The organism is Acidovorax radicis N35, from assembly GCF_000204195.1.
Lineage (GTDB): Bacteria > Pseudomonadota > Gammaproteobacteria > Burkholderiales > Burkholderiaceae_C > Acidovorax > Acidovorax radicis.
In genome coordinates this window covers 600,595-615,082 of sequence record NZ_AFBG01000019.1, presented here as the reverse complement: position 1 = coordinate 615,082, position 14,488 = coordinate 600,595, and the positions used below count along the sequence as shown (strand labels likewise).

Annotated in this window: 15 protein-coding genes; 10 read left to right on the top strand and 5 right to left on the bottom strand. The window is 64.8% G+C overall.

Annotation, left to right across the window (positions count from 1 at the left end):
- Nucleotides 1–43 precede the first annotated feature (43 nt).
- The 4 genes from gmhB (at nt 44) to ARADN35_RS0112575 (ending at nt 2,921) form a co-directional block, all read left to right on the top strand.
- Entirely contained in the window at nt 44–655 is a 612-nt protein-coding gene (gmhB, locus tag ARADN35_RS0112590) for a D-glycero-beta-D-manno-heptose 1,7-bisphosphate 7-phosphatase (RefSeq protein ID WP_010462633.1), read from the top strand.
- A 65-nt stretch (nt 656–720) separates the two neighbouring features.
- Nucleotides 721–1,506: a lysophospholipid acyltransferase family protein gene (locus ARADN35_RS0112585; protein ID WP_029413983.1), complete on the top strand. Its 786-nt coding sequence runs from the start codon at nt 721–723 to the stop codon at nt 1,504–1,506.
- 10 nt (nt 1,507–1,516) lie between these two features.
- Nucleotides 1,517–2,491 (top strand): M48 family metallopeptidase, encoded by a 975-nt coding sequence (locus tag ARADN35_RS0112580; protein ID WP_010462629.1) that lies wholly within the window; start codon nt 1,517–1,519, stop codon nt 2,489–2,491.
- A gap of 13 nt (nt 2,492–2,504) precedes the next feature.
- Nucleotides 2,505–2,921, top strand: coding sequence for a rhodanese-like domain-containing protein (locus tag ARADN35_RS0112575; protein ID WP_010462627.1), 417 nt, complete (start codon nt 2,505–2,507; stop codon nt 2,919–2,921).
- Nucleotides 2,922–3,142: 221 nt separating this feature from the next.
- Here the strand turns inward: ARADN35_RS0112575 and lysM are convergent, their stop codons facing one another.
- Entirely contained in the window at nt 3,143–3,628 is a 486-nt protein-coding gene (gene lysM, locus ARADN35_RS0112570; protein WP_010462625.1) for a peptidoglycan-binding protein LysM, read from the bottom strand.
- A 180-nt stretch (nt 3,629–3,808) separates the two neighbouring features.
- Between lysM and ARADN35_RS0112565 the strand changes: the two genes are divergently transcribed.
- Complete coding sequence (locus ARADN35_RS0112565; protein WP_010462623.1) at nt 3,809–4,576, top strand: type III pantothenate kinase; 768 nt, start codon at nt 3,809–3,811, stop codon at nt 4,574–4,576.
- A gap of 207 nt (nt 4,577–4,783) precedes the next feature.
- Here the strand turns inward: ARADN35_RS0112565 and ARADN35_RS0112560 are convergent, their stop codons facing one another.
- Together ARADN35_RS0112560 and ARADN35_RS0112555 are read right to left on the bottom strand one after the other, a co-directional pair.
- Entirely contained in the window at nt 4,784–5,560 is a 777-nt protein-coding gene (locus ARADN35_RS0112560; protein ID WP_010462621.1) for a tetratricopeptide repeat protein, read from the bottom strand.
- Between the two features lie 60 nt (nt 5,561–5,620).
- Nucleotides 5,621–6,283, bottom strand: a complete 663-nt coding sequence (locus ARADN35_RS0112555) for a TetR/AcrR family transcriptional regulator (protein ID WP_010462619.1) — start codon at nt 6,281–6,283, stop codon at nt 5,621–5,623.
- A 181-nt stretch (nt 6,284–6,464) separates the two neighbouring features.
- Between ARADN35_RS0112555 and ARADN35_RS0112550 the strand changes: the two genes are divergently transcribed.
- Together ARADN35_RS0112550 and ARADN35_RS26300 are read left to right on the top strand one after the other, a co-directional pair.
- Nucleotides 6,465–7,166 (top strand): response regulator, encoded by a 702-nt coding sequence (locus ARADN35_RS0112550; protein WP_010462618.1) that lies wholly within the window; start codon nt 6,465–6,467, stop codon nt 7,164–7,166.
- On the top strand, nt 7,132–9,048 hold the full coding sequence (locus tag ARADN35_RS26300; protein WP_010462616.1) for a sensor histidine kinase: 1,917 nt from the start codon (nt 7,132–7,134) through the stop codon (nt 9,046–9,048). Before ARADN35_RS0112550 ends, ARADN35_RS26300 begins: the two co-directional genes overlap by 35 nt.
- A 20-nt stretch (nt 9,049–9,068) precedes the next feature.
- On the opposite strand, the gene ARADN35_RS0112540 is transcribed toward ARADN35_RS26300, so the two are convergent.
- Nucleotides 9,069–9,404 carry a hypothetical protein gene (locus tag ARADN35_RS0112540; RefSeq protein WP_010462614.1) on the bottom strand — a complete coding sequence of 112 codons (336 nt, stop codon included), beginning with the start codon at nt 9,402–9,404 and terminating at the stop codon, nt 9,069–9,071.
- 186 nt (nt 9,405–9,590) lie between these two features.
- The gene (locus ARADN35_RS0112535) at nt 9,591–10,175 is read right to left on the bottom strand and encodes a phasin family protein (protein WP_010462612.1); all 585 of its coding nucleotides are present in this window, start codon (nt 10,173–10,175) and stop codon (nt 9,591–9,593) included.
- 227 nt (nt 10,176–10,402) lie between these two features.
- Here ARADN35_RS0112535 and ARADN35_RS0112530 point away from each other — a divergent pair, with 227 nt between their 5' ends.
- From ARADN35_RS0112530 to rfbD, 3 genes are all read left to right on the top strand, one after another.
- On the top strand, nt 10,403–12,388 hold the full coding sequence (locus tag ARADN35_RS0112530; protein WP_010462610.1) for an SDR family oxidoreductase: 1,986 nt from the start codon (nt 10,403–10,405) through the stop codon (nt 12,386–12,388).
- A gap of 111 nt (nt 12,389–12,499) precedes the next feature.
- Complete coding sequence (gene rfbB, locus ARADN35_RS0112525) at nt 12,500–13,588, top strand: dTDP-glucose 4,6-dehydratase (protein WP_010462608.1); 1,089 nt, start codon at nt 12,500–12,502, stop codon at nt 13,586–13,588.
- Entirely contained in the window at nt 13,585–14,475 is an 891-nt protein-coding gene (gene rfbD / locus ARADN35_RS0112520) for a dTDP-4-dehydrorhamnose reductase (protein ID WP_010462606.1), read from the top strand. The genes rfbB and rfbD overlap by 4 nt, the downstream gene beginning before the upstream one ends.
- Nucleotides 14,476–14,488 lie beyond the last annotated feature (13 nt).

The following is a 14,488-nucleotide window of genomic DNA, read 5'->3' as shown; positions in this document are numbered from 1 at the left end:
ACAAGCTGCTAGGCTGGCGGTTCTCACAAGGCAAACCCCTCCTATGAAACTCGCCATTCTCGACCGCGACGGCACCCTCAACCCGCTGGCGGACGACTATGTCACCGCTGCCGACGAGTGGACCGCCGTGCCGGGTGCGCTTGAAGCCATTGCGCGGCTCAACCATGCGGGCTGGCATGTGGTGGTGGCCACCAACCAGCCGGGCCTGGGCCGGGGCTTGTTTGATGTGGTGGCGCTCAATGCCATCCACGCCAAGATGCACCGGCAGGTGGCTGCGGTGGGCGGGCGCATCGACGCCGTCTTCTATTGCCCCCACGCGGCCGATGAAGAATGTGCGTGCCGCAAGCCCGCCCCCGGCCTGCTTGAGCAGATCAGTGATCGCTATGGGGTCGAACGTGACGATGTGCAGGTGGTGGGTAGCTGCGTCGCGCACTTGCAGGCAGGCGCCGCACTGGGCGCACAACTGCACCTGGTGTGCACGGGGCAGTCGGCGCAGGTGCACCCGGGCGGACCCCTGCCTGCGGGGGGCCCGCCGGGCACGCGGGTGTATGCCAGCCTGGGGGATTTTGTGGACCAGCTTTTGCCCGCCGTGCAGTTCGCCGCGCCACCGCTGGCTGCGACGCCCCTGCCCACGCCGGGTGGCGCCACTTCTTGATGCTATTCATTTAATAGCTGTTGGCGCTTGGTAGAAAAGCGCTGGCGGCCAAAATAACCATAAAAATGGCCTTTATCCGTTCTGTCATTCACCTTCTCTGGATGGGCATCACCGTGGTGCCCTACGCGCTGACCATCATGCTGGGCACGCTGCTGGGGGTGCGCGGCAAGCCGCTGTACCGCATCGCGCGCGCGTGGCTTTCGCTGTGCATCAGCGGTGCCCGCGTGATCCTCGGCATCCGCACCAACGTGATGGGCATGGAGAACCTGCCGCAGGGCGAGAACGCGGGGGCGGTGCTGCTGGTCAAGCACCAGTCCACGTACGAGACCTTTCTGATGCCCGCGATCATGCCCCACCCCCTGGCCTACGTGTTCAAGAAGGAGCTGCTGCGTGTACCGTTCTTCGGCTGGGCCATCGGTCGGCTGGACATGATCCACATCGACCGCGACCAGCGCACGCAGGCTTTCCACAAGGTGGTGCAGCAGGGCAAGGACCTGCTGGCCCAGGGCATCTGGATCATCATGTTCCCTGAAGGCACGCGCATCGAGCGCGGCCAAAAGGGCAACTACAAGACCGGCGGCACCCGCCTGGCCATCGACACCGGCGCACCCGTGGTGCCGATTGCCGTTACTTCGGCCAAGGTCTGGCCGCGCAAGGCCTTCATCAAGCGCCCGGGCGTGGTGGATGTGTCCATCGGCAAGCCCATTCCCAGTGCAGGCCGCAAGCCCGACGAGCTGATGCGCGAGGTGGAGGCCTGGATCGAGGCCGAGATGCGCCGCCTGGACCCTGATGCATACCCCGCCGTGGTCATCCCGCCCGCCCGGGCCACCGACGCGGCCAACGGAAAGTAAGCCCTCCGTGATGCAGCGGCTTGTGCAGTTGGCGCTCGACCTTTTCGACCCGCCCCTCTCACCGGTTGTGGCTCCGGCCGCGGCACCGGTCGTGAATGCTGCAGATTTCAAGCAAAAAATGCCACCAGCGCTGGATGAGCAAGCGCTGGTAGCTCCTAAAACGATAGTGAATCGGCCGGCGGCGCCCGCAGTGCCTCTGCCCTCACTGCTGTCCCCCGCCGAATTCCGCCACCCGCAGGCCAGCCGCGAAGTGCTGCTGGGCGACGCCGTGGTGGCCTATGCACTGACGCGGGCACGCCGCCGCACCATCGGCTTCACCGTGGGGGCCGATGGCTTGGCGGTGCGTGCGCCCAGCTGGGTCACGCTGGGTGCGGTGGATGCTGCGCTGCGCGAGAAGTCCGACTGGATCTTGCGCAAGCTGTCGGACGCGCGCGAGCGCCAGCAGCGCCTGGAGGGCGGGCGCATCGTCTGGGCCAACGGAGCCGTGCTGCCTTATTTGGGTGAACCGCTGACGGTGGTGCTGGACCCCAGCCACGGCTTTGCGGGCAAGGGCGGGGCGCTGGTGGTGGCTGCCGAGCCGGGTGGTGCCGCCATGCCCACCCTGCAGATCGGCCTGCCCCACAGTGCCAATCCGGTGCAGATCCGCGACGCCGTGCAGGCTTGGCTGATGCGCGATGCTCGGCGCCACTTCACGGCCCGGCTGGACCACTTTGCGCCGCTGCTGGGCGTGCGCTGGGCCAGCCTGCGGCTGTCGAGCGCGCAGACCCGCTGGGGCAGCGCCAAGGCCGATGGCTCCATCCGCCTGAACTGGCGCCTGTTGCACTACCGCCCGGCTGTCATCGACTACGTGGTGGCGCACGAGCTGGCCCACCTGCGCGTGATGGACCACAGCCCGCGCTTTTGGGACACCGTGGCCACCGTCGTGCCCGACTATGCGCAGCTGCGCAGCCGCTTGCGTGACGAATCGGCCCCTTTGTGGGATTGAAAGGACCATGACGATGACCGAACCAACGATTTCCCCGGCTGATGGCTATGCAGGCGACATCACGCCCCAGCAGGCCTGGCAATGGGTGCAAAACGGCCAGGCCGTGCTGGTCGATGTGCGCAGCGACGCAGAGCGCGAATGGGTGGGCCAGGTGCCCGGCGCCGCCGCCGTGGCCTGGAAACAATGGCCGGGCATGGCGATGAACGCCGACTTTGATGCGCAGATGCGCGCCGCCGTCCCTGCCGGCACCCCCGCCGTGCTGCTGTGCCGCAGCGGCGTGCGCTCCATCGCCGCCGCACGCCGCGCCACGGAACTGGGCCTGACCGCCTACAACATTCTCGAAGGCTTCGAAGGCGATGCGGATGCCCAGGGCCACCGCGGCCAACGCGGCGGCTGGCGCTTCCACGGCCTGCCGTGGAAGCAGGGCTGATGCTCCTAAAAAATAGCTGCTAGCGCTTGTGTATCAAGCGGTAGCAGCTATTTTGATTCGAATTTTGCCTTGCGACGGCATGGGAACCGCATTCGTTGCAGTCCCTTTCCCACAGGCTTTCACGTCACCCCCGTCCCCGCCAGTGCACCCGTGGAACCGGCTACGCCGGGCCACCGGGTGCGTCCCCCTCGGGGGAAGGCGCCGAAGGCGACTCAGGGGGATCACTTAAGTGCGGGGATGCGCAGCTTCTGGCCGGGATAGATCTTGTCGGGGTGGCTCAGCATGGGCTTGTTGGCCTCGAAGATCGCAGGGTATTTGTTGGCGTCGCCGTAGAACTTCTTGGCAATGGCGCTGAGCGTGTCGCCGCGCACCACGTCGTGGTACTGGGCTTCGGGCTCAGGATTGGTCACCTCCATCAGGTTCTCGACGCTGGTCACGCTGGCCACGTTGCCGCAGCACAGGGTGACTTTTTCCTTGGCGGCCTGCGTGGGGGCTGTGCCCTTCACGGTGACTTTGCCTTCGGGGCCTTCAAAGGCCACCTGCACATTGCTGGCGCCCAGGTTCTGGGAAGCGATGTAGGTCTCGATGGCCTTGGACGCCTTGGCGTTGAGTTCATCCTGCGTGGGGGCGGCTGCGGTGGCGGCCTGTGCTTCTTTGCCGCCGAACAGCTTTTCGCCGGCTTCCTTGATGAAACTGAAAAGACCCATGTCGTACCTCCTAATGTTGCAGAAACAGGAAGGACCACTGTAGCGGCAATGGGCGGCTGCAACGTGTCGGACGGGGACGCGACACGATTTTTCACAATTTGTGGACGGCGAGGAGTAATGCGGCGGTGGGCTGTCGCCCTCGGGCAGGGGCGCATCGCAAAACTCGGGATAATCCGCCGCATGACTTTTCTGGCCATCGACGTCGGTAACACCCGTCTCAAATGGGCGTTGTACGACGCTCCCCGCCCCGGGGCTGCGCTCATTGCGCATGGCGCCGAGTTCTTGGACCACATCGACCGCCTGGCCGAAGGCAGCTGGGCGGCGCTGCCCCACCCCGAACGCATGCTGGGCTGTGTGGTGGCGGGGGATGCCGTCAAGCGCCGTGTGCAAGAGCAGATGGAACTCTGGGACGTCGCACCTTCGTGGGTGGTGTCGTCGGCGCAGGAGGCGGGACTGACCAATGGCTACGACCACCCCTCGCGACTGGGCTCGGACCGCTGGGTGGCCATGATCGGCGCACGCCACCGTGTGCTGGCCCAGGGGCCTGCGCGGCCTCTGGTGGTGGTGATGGTGGGCACAGCGGTCACGGTGGAGTGCATCGACGCCGAGGGACGCTTCATGGGCGGGCTCATCCTGCCGGGCCACGGCATCATGCTGCGTGCGCTCGAATCCGGCACTGCTGGCCTGCATGTACCCACGGGCGAGGTGCGCATGTTCCCCACCAATACCAGCGATGCGTTGACCAGCGGTGGCACCTACGCCATCGCGGGGGCCGTGGAGCGCATGGTGCAGCACGTGATCCAGCACTGCGGCGAGGAGCCTGCTTGCCTGATGACCGGCGGCGCGGGCTGGAAGATGGCGCCCAGCATGACGCGCCCGTTCGAGCTGGTGGACAACCTGATTTTTGATGGGCTGCTGGAGATTGCCTCGCAGCGGTTTGGGGGTTGAGGGCTCAGGTCAGCGCCAATGCAGTGTTGTGACTACCGCTGATTCAGTGGTTGCTCTTGGCGCTGCTGCATAAACTGGCGCGGCCCAAGCCAGCGACCGCCGCGCAAGGGCCGCCCCGCCGCGCTGGCGGTGTCCCCCTTCCCGCATCGCGCCAGCGAGGCGAGAGAAGGGGGAAGGCGCGAAGCGCCTCAGGGGGATGTACCGAATTTACTCTTCTTCCAGCTCAGCCCGTGCCATCTCCACATCCAGCCGTTCCATGGCGTCCATGGGTTCGGCGGCGGCGGCCTTTTCATACAGCGCGGTGGCTTCCTTCATTTTCTTGTCGCCTTCCAGCATGACGAGGGCATTGGCGTACTCGATCATCGCAATGGCCGAACCCGGGTTGAGCTTGAGCGCCTCCTGGAACAGCTTGAGGCCGGTGTCCTTCTTGGCGCCATAGGTCATGCCGCCAATCAGCGAGCCCACCTTGTCGATCACTTCGGCATGGAACGCGCCCAGCGCAATGCGCGCATCGGCATGTTTGGGTGACAGGGCAATGGCCTTTTCCAGGGATTCCTTCACTTTGCCGCCCAGGCCCTGGGCCAGGGCCTTGGCGACGCTGATGCCCTGGCTATAGCGGCCCAGTGCATAGGCGTGCCAGTACCAGGCATTGGCGTTGTCGGGCTCTTTGGACGCCTGGGCCTCGGCACGCTCGGCCACCTGGGTGAAGAAATCGAGACGGGTTTTTTCCTTGGGCTCCAGGTAGTTGGCGTAGATGGAGGTGGCCTTGTTGGCCGCGGTGATGCCTGCGCCTCCGGCCGCCAGGCCCGCTGCGGCGGCTTTTTCAAAATCACCGTTGTGGAACAGCGCCCAGGCTTCCAGCACGGCAGCGTCCTTGGGGCAGGGTTCGGCATCACCGCCATGCAGCCGTGCCCAGTGCTTCTTGACGCTCGCAGCGTCGAAGGTGTAATCACCTGCGTGGGGGAAGGGGGTCCATTTGGCCATGGTGTATGTCTCCGGAAGTTTTTGTTGGCGAGTGGCTTGGGGGCGCAGCTGCGCACGCCGTCAGCTTGGCGTGGTGGCGTAGGCGCCCACCAGCTCCAGCAGGTGGGCCCGCTGGCCGCTTTCGAGGTAGGGCATGAGCAGGTTGAGCACGTGGTGCGCGCCACGCAGCAGCGCCGCCTGTGCGCTTTCGGGCTCCAGCGCGCGGCGTGGGTCGCGCACGTACTCGAAGCTGAGCCAGTAGGTGAGCACGACGACCATGCTGGTGGCGGTGGCTTCCAGCTCGCGTGAGTCGATGTGCAGGGTATCCGCGCGGCCCATGCCATCGAGCATGGCACGCACGGCGCGGGTCTTGTTCTTGAGGATGGCCTGGAAGTGGGTTTCCAGGCGCCGGTTCTTGGACAGCAGGTCGTTGAGATCGCGGTACAGAAAACGGTATTGCCAGATCAGCTCGAACAGCGAGTGCATGAAGAACCAGGCATCCTCCACATTGCGCACGCCATCGGCGGCGGCCAGCAGTTCGGTGAGCGAGCTTTCGTAGCGATCAAACAGCGCGTTGATCAGCTCGTCCTTGGCCGGGTAGTGGTAGTACAGGTTGCCGGGGCTGATGCGCAGCTCGGCCGAGATCAGGGTGGTGGAGACGTTGGGTTCGCCGAACCGATTGAACAGGTCCAGCGTCACTTCCAGAATGCGTTCTGCGGTGCGGCGTGGCGCTTTCTTCACCATGTGTGCGGGCCCCTTCGCGTCGTTGGACGTTGTTGTTTCGTTGTCTCCAGCGGCTACTCTAACCGACACTGAAATGCTGCATTGCGGCAAATTGCCGAAGGAAGTGCCAGGGAGGATCTGTCTGTCGCTATTCGTAGTGACACGCGCGCAGAATTCACTCTGCGGCCTGACAATGGGTTGCATGTCTGAGCCCTCCTCTTCGCCGCCAATCCAGGTCGCCCTGGTCGAAGACGATGTGTTCTTTGCCCGTGCGCTGGCGGACAGCATCCGGGTGGCACCGGACATGCGCCTCCAAGGCTTGGCCGCCAACTGTCGCCAGGCCTTCCAGATGCTCACCCAGCCCGCCGCCGATGTGTTGCTGGTCGATCTGGGTCTGCCAGACGGACCCGGCATGGACATTATTCGTGCCGCCCAGCGCCAATGGCCGCGCTGCGCGGTGATGGTCAGCAGTGTGTTTGGCGATGAGGCCCATGTGATCCAGAGCCTGGAGGCGGGCGCCACCGGCTACCTGCTGAAAGACAGTACGCCGATGCAGATCGTGGAAGAAATCCGCAATGTGCACGCTGGCGGCAGCCCCATCAGCCCCTTGATCGCGCGCCAGCTGCTGACCCGTTTTCGCCAGGCCATGGCGACGGAAGCGGCCCCAGTGCCGCCTCTGCAAGCCGGTGGTCCCCAGGAAGAACAGGCCCGGTTGTCGCCGCGCGAGCGCCAGGTGCTGGACTACATCACCAAGGGTTTCAGCTACGAAGAGATTGGCGGCCTGATGGGCGTGTCGCGCAACACGGTGCTCAGTTTTGTGCGCCGCATCTACGCCAAGCTCAAGGTCCGGTCGCAGCTGGAAGCCATCTATGAAGCCCGGGTCCAAGGCCTACTTCATTCTTAGTCTGGTGTTTGGCGCGCTGGCCAGCATCGCTGGCGGCTTGGCGTTGTCGCTGGAGGTCGGGCGGCTGGCGCCCACCACCTTGCATGTGCAGGACGCCCAACTGATTCGTGGTGCAGACGGTACCTTCGCGCCGCTGCCCCCTGTTTTGGACGTGGCGTTGCCCTCTCAGTGGGAGAGCGTAGCGCTGCCCCACACCTGGCCCCAGTCCCTCGACCTGCAGACTGGTGCGCCGCCTCGCGTCACCTGGCTGCAGATCCGGCTCGATGGCTTGCCGCCTACACAGGGCGGGCTGGTCTTGTACCTGCCGCGCTGGCAGACGGTGGGCCGCATCGCGGTGTATGGCGACGACCGCCTGCTGTATCGCTCAGGCGGGGATGTGCTCTGGAATGGCTTTAACCACCCACTGTGGATACCACTGGACGGTGACGGCCTGGCGCCCCGACCGCAAATGCTGCGCCTGCGCATTGACAGTCTGGCCAATGCTGGCGGCGCGGTATCCAGCCTGTGGGTGGGCCAAGGGGCCGACCTGCAGCTGCGCTACCGCCTGCGGCGTATGTTTCAGACCGGCGTGGCCGAGGTCATGGGAATGTCCTTCCTGGGCCTGGGCGGATTTGCACTGGCGGTCTGGCTCTTGCGCCGCGAGCGCACCTATTTGTTGTTTGCGCTGTTCACGCTGCTCTGGGCGCTGCGCAGCCAGCGCTTCCATGTGGGGCTGGAGCCGCTGCCGATCTCAAGTGCCTGGTTTGGCTGGATGACCATCAACTCCGGCAATGCGCTGCTGGTGACCTGGTATGCCTTCATGTGCACCCTGGTCCCCACCGCACCGCGCTGGCCGGTGCGGGTGTTGCTGGGCTTCCTGCTGGTGTCCAGCGCCCTGACATTGCCACTCATCACGCACCCGACCTGGATTCACGCGTTGGCACCCCTTCCGTACCTGATGACAAATCTGGCAGGCATCCCCGCCACGCTTCTGATGGCCTGGGCCGCCTGGCGCCATGGCGGGCGAGAGGGGCTTGTGGCGGCGTCCATCGGGCTATTGCATCTGCCGGTCGCGGTGCACGACTGGATGATGCAGAGCTACCTGGTAAGTCCAGAGCATATTTACGCGTGGCCGTTTTCCACCATGGCGCGCATCGGTATGTTCCTTTATGTGATCTTGAACCGTTATGTGGGGGCGCTGCTCACGGCCGAGCAATCGAACCTCGTGCTGGCACAGCGCCTGCGTGCGCGGGAGTCCGAGCTGGCTGTGAGCTACGAACAACTGCGCAGCGTGCAGCAACGCCAGTTGCTCAGCCAGGAACGGAACCGGCTGATGCAGGATATCCATGACGGCATGGGTTCTCAGCTGATGAGCGCACTCAAGGTGGCGGAGTCGGGTGGCCTCAACGAGGCGCAGATGGCGCAGGTGCTGCGGGAATGCATCGACGACCTGAAGCTCACGGTTGACTCGCTGGAATCCGTGGAGGCTGATTTGCTGCTGTTGCTGGCCACCTTGCGCTACCGGCTGGCGCCCAGGCTGCATGGCTCAGGCCTGCAACTGCGCTGGGAGGTCGAAGATGTGCCTGCCCTCAATTGGCTGGACCCACGCTGCGCCCTCCATGTGCTGCGCATCCTCCAGGAAGGTATCTCCAACATCCTTCAACATGCGAACGCCTCGGAGCTCAGGGTGGCCACGGGCGAGGCGGATGGCGGGGTGTACGTGCTGCTGGAGGACAACGGCCGGGGCTTCAATCACCATCCCCTCAATGACGTGGGGCGGGGACTGTCCAATATGGCGCGTCGAGCGCATGCGATTGGCGGTTGGGTGGCCTGGGACAGGTTGCCGGGTGGCACTCGCTTCAAGTTATGGCTGCCGTTGCGGCGGCTCGAAGCGCTTGTCTGAGTCTGCCCCCGGTCGCTACCCTATTTGACGGCGTGTTGCGTGCCGCTGGCCAAGTCCTTGGGCCAGAAATCGGTGATCTCTTGGGCCGACAGGGTGCGGCACTGGCCCTGTGTGGTCAGCAGGAAGTTCGTTTGCGCTTTGCTGAGGCCGGGGGTCTGGCTGTTGAAGCAATGCTGTGCGTTGCACATGATGCCCTTGGTGGGCGCACCGTCTGCCGCCATGCTGACTGGGGGACAGTAAAAGACGCTGCCATCATCCAGCTCGGAGGCAGACGCTGGCAGGCAAGCCACCAGGCCCCACGCAGCGGCGCTGGCGTAGAGAGCTTGGCGAAGAAAGGTGGGGGTGGGCGTGGACATGGCGGACTCCTTGGGGATGGGTCCGCTGATTATTCGATTCACCCCGTGAATGGTCTGTAGCTATCCATAGCGACAGCGCCACATGACACCTCTGCAAGCCGTTGGCCTGACCACTGAAGGGCTATGGCGCTGAGCCACGGGCCTCCAGCGTACGGGCGGATTGCCGCCCGTACGTGCCAGTCAGTCTCAGTTCGTCGTAGTCGCGGTGCCTGTGGTTGTGCGGGGTGCCGACTTCGGAGCAACGGCTTTTTTCACTGGAGCAGGCTTGGCGGCGGGCTTTGCGGAGGTCTTCGCTGGCGCTGCCTTCTTAGCCGGAGCCTTCTTGGCGGGCGCTTTGGCGGTTGGCTTCGCGGGGGCCTTGGCCGTTGCGGACTTGCCCTTGGCCAGTGCGTCCACACGGGCGCTCAGGGCTTCGAGGTCGCGGGCCGATGGCACGCCCAGCTTGGACAAGGCCTTGGCCACGCGGTCTTCGAAGATGTTTTCGAGCTTGTCCCACTGGCCTTGGGCCTTGGAGCCGATATCGCTGGCCATGGTGGTCACGCGGCTGGTGGCTTCGGTGATTTTTTCTTCGGCCACGGCCTGGGTCTTGCGCTGGATGGTCAAGCCTTCCTTGACCAGGGCTTCAAACACCTTGCCGCCTTCTTCCTGCGCCTTGGAGAAGGCGCCCAGGCCGGCAAGCCAGATCTGCTGGGCGGAGTCCTTGACGGTGCTGGACAGTTGGGCGTTGCTCTTCTTTTTGTCGGCGCTGAGTTTCTGCAGTTTCTTGACCATGGGGCCTCCGTTGTGCGGTTGGTTGGGTTTGCCAGGGCGGGTTGCCTCTGACGCATGGCCGCACTGTACGCCGCACGGCGCACAAGGTGTAGGCGTGCGCTCCTAAAAATGTAGAGCGCGCCATCTAGCCCGCACGTGGCCTGGGGGCCTAGCATCGGCGCGGGTTTCTGCTGAATTGGGGCGCCCAGGCCTTGGGCAAGAATGAAGATATCTCACAGGAGTTTTCCATGCAGTATTTCGTGACGGGGGCAACGGGGTTCATTGGCAAGCGGCTGGTCAAGAAGCTGCTGGAGCGCAAGGGGGCCGTGGTGCACTTCCTGATCCGCAAGGAGAGCGCGGACAAGGTGGCCGACCTGCGCAGCTACTGGGGCGTGTCGGCCGCGCGGGCGGTGCCGGTGTTCGGCGACCTCACGGCCAAGAAGCTCGGCGTGGCCTCCGAGGACGTGAAGAAGCTCAAGGGCCAGATCGACCACTTCTACCACCTGGCCGCGGTCTACGACCTTGGGGCGGATGAGGAAACCCAGGTGGCCGTGAACATCGAGGGCACGCGCAATACGGTCGACCTGGCCAAGGCCATCGACGCCGGGCACTTCCACCACGTCTCGTCCATCGCCGCGGCCGGCCTGTACGAAGGTGTGTTCCGTGAGGACATGTTCGAGGAGGCCGAGGGCCTGGACCACCCGTACTTCCAGACCAAGCACGAGAGCGAGAAGATCGTGCGCGAGGACTGCAAGGTGCCCTGGACGGTGTACCGCCCGGCCATGGTGGTGGGCGACAGCACGACCGGCGAGATGGACAAGATCGACGGCCCCTACTACTTCTTCAAGCTGATCCAGCGCCTGCGCCAGCTGCTGCCGCCCTGGATGCCCACCGTGGGCCTGGAGGGCGGGCGCGTGAACATCGTGCCGGTGGACTTCGTGGTCAACGCGCTCAACGTCATCAGCCACCAGAAGGACATCGGCAAGAAGTGCTACCACCTGGTGGACCCGGTGGGCTACCGCGTGGGCGACGTGCTCGACATCTTCAGCCGCGCCGCGCATGCACCACGCATGAACCTGTTCATCAACGCCGCGCTGCTGGGCTTCATCCCCAAGGGCATCAAGAAGAGCCTGATGGCGATGGCGCCCGTGCGCCGCGTGCGCAATGCCGTCTTGAAGGACCTGGGCCTGCCCGAGGACATGCTGACCTTCGTGAACTACCCCACGCGCTTCGATTGCCGCGAGACCCTGGCGGCGCTCAAGGGCTCGGGCGTGAGCTGCCCCAACCTCAAGGACTATGCCTGGCGCCTGTGGGACTACTGGGAGCGCAACCTCGACCCCGAGCTGTTCATCGACCGCAGCCTCAAGGGCACGGCGGGTGGCAAGGTGGTGCTGGTCACGGGAGGCTCCTCGGGCATCGGCCTGGCGGCCGCGCACAAGTTTGCCGAGGCGGGCGCCACCACCATCATCTGCGGCCGCGACCAGGACAAGCTCGACGAGGCCTGCGCCGAAGCCCGGGCCAAGGGCTACGAGTTCATCGCCTATGCCGCCGACATCGCCGACATGGCCGATTGCGACCGCTTCGTGCAGCTGCTGATCGACAAGCACGGCGGCGTGGACTTCCTGATCAACAACGCGGGCCGTTCCATCCGCCGCGCCATCGAGTCGAGCTACGACCGCTTCCACGACTACGAGCGCACCATGCAGCTCAACTACTTCGGCTGCCTGCGCGTGACCATGGGCTTTCTGCCCGGCATGGTGGCCAAGCGCAAGGGCCATGTGGTCAACATCAGCTCCATCGGCGTGCTGACCAATGCGCCGCGCTTTTCGGCCTATGTGGCCAGCAAGGCGGCCCTGGATGCCTGGACGCGCTGTGCCTCGAGCGAGTTCGCCGACCAGGGGATCACTTTCACCACCATCAACATGCCGCTGGTGCGCACGCCCATGATCGCGCCGACCAAGATCTACAACAACGTGCCCACGCTGAGCCCCGAGGAGGCGGCCGACATGATCGCCCAGGCCTGTATCTTCAAGCCGGTGCGCATCGCCACGCGCCTGGGCATCACCGGCCAGATCCTGCATGCGCTGGTGCCGCGCGTGGCGCAGATCACCATGAACACCAGCTTTCGCATGTTCCCGGATTCCACCGCCGCCAAGGGCAGCAAGGACGCCAAGCCGCAGCTGTCGGCCGAGGCTGTGGCGCTGCAGCAGATGATGCGGGGCATCCACTTCTAATGACTGTCCGGCCCGCGCAGAAACCCCCGCGTTGAACTCTGTTACCCGGGGGCCGGGCGGGGTGGGATAATCGTGGGTTCTGCCGAGCTGGCATTTCACACAGCCCTCCCTATGATTCTGGTTACTGGCGGCGCGGGTTTCATTGGCGCCAACTTCGTTCTTGACTGGCTTGCTGCCTCCAGCGAGCCTGTGGTCAACCTCGACAAGCTCACCTACGCGGGCAACCTGCACAACCTGGACAGCATCCAGGGGGATGCGCGGCACCTCTTCGTGCAGGGCGATATCGGCGATACCGCCTTGATCGCACGCCTGCTCGCCGAGCACAAGCCCCGCGCGGTGGTCAACTTTGCGGCCGAATCGCATGTGGACCGTTCCATCCATGGCCCTGAGGATTTCATCCAGACCAACATCGTCGGTTCCTTCCGACTGCTGGAAGCCGTGCGCGCCTACTGGGGCGCACTGCCCGGGGGTGAGCGCGAGGCATTCCGGTTCCTGCACGTCTCTACCGACGAGGTGTACGGGTCGCTCGCACCCACGGACCCGGCCTTCGCCGAAACGCGCGGTTTCGAGCCCAACAGCCCCTACAGCGCCAGCAAGGCCGCCAGCGACCACCTGGTGCGCGCCTGGCACCACACCTACGGCCTGCCGGTGCTGACCACCAACTGCAGCAACAACTACGGGCCGTACCACTTCCCTGAGAAGTTGATCCCGCTGATGATCGTCAACGCACTGGCCGGCAAGCCGCTGCCGGTGTATGGCGACGGCATGCAGGTGCGCGACTGGCTGTACGTGAAGGACCACTGCAGCGCCATCCGCCGAGTGCTGGAGGCCGGGGCTCCGGGTGAGACCTACAACGTGGGCGGCTGGAACGAGAAGCCCAACATCGAGATCGTGAACATGGTCTGCAGCCTGCTCGACGAGCTGCGTCCCCGCGCCGACGGCCAGAGCTACCGCACCCAGATCACCTACGTGAAAGACCGCCCGGGCCACGACCGCCGCTATGCGATCGACGCGCGCAAGATTGAGCGCGAGCTGGGTTGGAAGCCCGCCGAGACCTTCGATACGGGAATCCGCAAGACCGTGCAGTGGTACCTGGAGCATGCCGACTGGGTGGCCAGCGTGCAGACCGGCGCCTACCGCGACTGGGTGCAAGCCCAGTATGCGCAGGAGCCCGCAGCCGTGGTGGGCGCCAGCGCATGAACATCCTGCTCTTTGGCAAGGGTGGTCAGGTGGGATGGGAGCTGCAACGCAGCCTGTCGGTGCTGGGCACAGTCACGGCACTGGACTTCGACACTACGGAACACTGCGGTGACTTTTCCAATCCGGCCGGCGTGGCCGAGACGGTGCGTGCGCTCCGTCCCGACGTCATCGTCAATGCCTCAGCCCATACTGCCGTGGACAAGGCCGAGAGCGAGAGTGACTTCGCCCGTACGTTGAACGCCACCACCCCCGGCGCGATTGCGCAGGAGGCTGCGAAGCTGGGTGCCTGGCTGGTGCACTACAGCACCGACTATGTGTTCGACGGCAGCGGCAACCGCCCCTGGGTGGAAACCGATGCGCCCGCGCCCCTGAGTGTGTATGGCCGCACCAAGCTCGAAGGCGAGCAGCTCATTGTCCAGTCGGGCGTCAAGCACCTCATCCTGCGCACCAGTTGGGTCTATGCCGCGCGCGGCGGTAATTTCGCCAAGACCATGCTGCGGTTGGCGCAAGAGCGTGAGCGCCTGACGGTGATTGATGACCAATGGGGTGCACCCACCGGCGCCGACCTGCTGGCCGATGTGACCGCCCACGCGCTGCGCCACCTGCAGCAGCGCCCGCAGGATGCCGGGCTGTACCACTGCGTGGCCGGTGGTGAGACCAACTGGAATGAGTACGCAAAATACGTGTTGGCGCAGGCGCAGAAAGCGCAGCATGCTATCGAAATAAAAGCAAAAGAGGTGGCGCCTGTTCCTACGAGCGCGTTCCCGACACCTGCCGTGCGCCCCCAAAATTCGCGCTTGAACACCCACAAGCTGCAGTCCACTTTTGGCTTGCAGATGCCCCATTGGCAGACCGGTGTGGCGCGCATGCTCACGGAAATTCTCTGAACGGACCCCAGAC

Coding starts and splice junctions, on each gene's coding strand:
- gmhB (WP_010462633.1), top strand. CDS start 44: ATGAAACTCGCCATTCTCGACCGCGACGGCACCCTCAACCCGCTGGCG.
- ARADN35_RS0112585 (WP_029413983.1), top strand. CDS start 721: ATGGCCTTTATCCGTTCTGTCATTCACCTTCTCTGGATGGGCATCACC.
- ARADN35_RS0112580 (WP_010462629.1), top strand. CDS start 1,517: ATGCAGCGGCTTGTGCAGTTGGCGCTCGACCTTTTCGACCCGCCCCTC.
- ARADN35_RS0112575 (WP_010462627.1), top strand. CDS start 2,505: ATGACCGAACCAACGATTTCCCCGGCTGATGGCTATGCAGGCGACATC.
- lysM (WP_010462625.1), bottom strand. CDS start 3,628: ATGGGTCTTTTCAGTTTCATCAAGGAAGCCGGCGAAAAGCTGTTCGGC.
- ARADN35_RS0112565 (WP_010462623.1), top strand. CDS start 3,809: ATGACTTTTCTGGCCATCGACGTCGGTAACACCCGTCTCAAATGGGCG.
- ARADN35_RS0112560 (WP_010462621.1), bottom strand. CDS start 5,560: ATGGCCAAATGGACCCCCTTCCCCCACGCAGGTGATTACACCTTCGAC.
- ARADN35_RS0112555 (WP_010462619.1), bottom strand. CDS start 6,283: ATGGTGAAGAAAGCGCCACGCCGCACCGCAGAACGCATTCTGGAAGTG.
- ARADN35_RS0112550 (WP_010462618.1), top strand. CDS start 6,465: ATGTCTGAGCCCTCCTCTTCGCCGCCAATCCAGGTCGCCCTGGTCGAA.
- ARADN35_RS26300 (WP_010462616.1), top strand. CDS start 7,132: ATGAAGCCCGGGTCCAAGGCCTACTTCATTCTTAGTCTGGTGTTTGGC.
- ARADN35_RS0112540 (WP_010462614.1), bottom strand. CDS start 9,404: ATGTCCACGCCCACCCCCACCTTTCTTCGCCAAGCTCTCTACGCCAGC.
- ARADN35_RS0112535 (WP_010462612.1), bottom strand. CDS start 10,175: ATGGTCAAGAAACTGCAGAAACTCAGCGCCGACAAAAAGAAGAGCAAC.
- ARADN35_RS0112530 (WP_010462610.1), top strand. CDS start 10,403: ATGCAGTATTTCGTGACGGGGGCAACGGGGTTCATTGGCAAGCGGCTG.
- rfbB (WP_010462608.1), top strand. CDS start 12,500: ATGATTCTGGTTACTGGCGGCGCGGGTTTCATTGGCGCCAACTTCGTT.
- rfbD (WP_010462606.1), top strand. CDS start 13,585: ATGAACATCCTGCTCTTTGGCAAGGGTGGTCAGGTGGGATGGGAGCTG.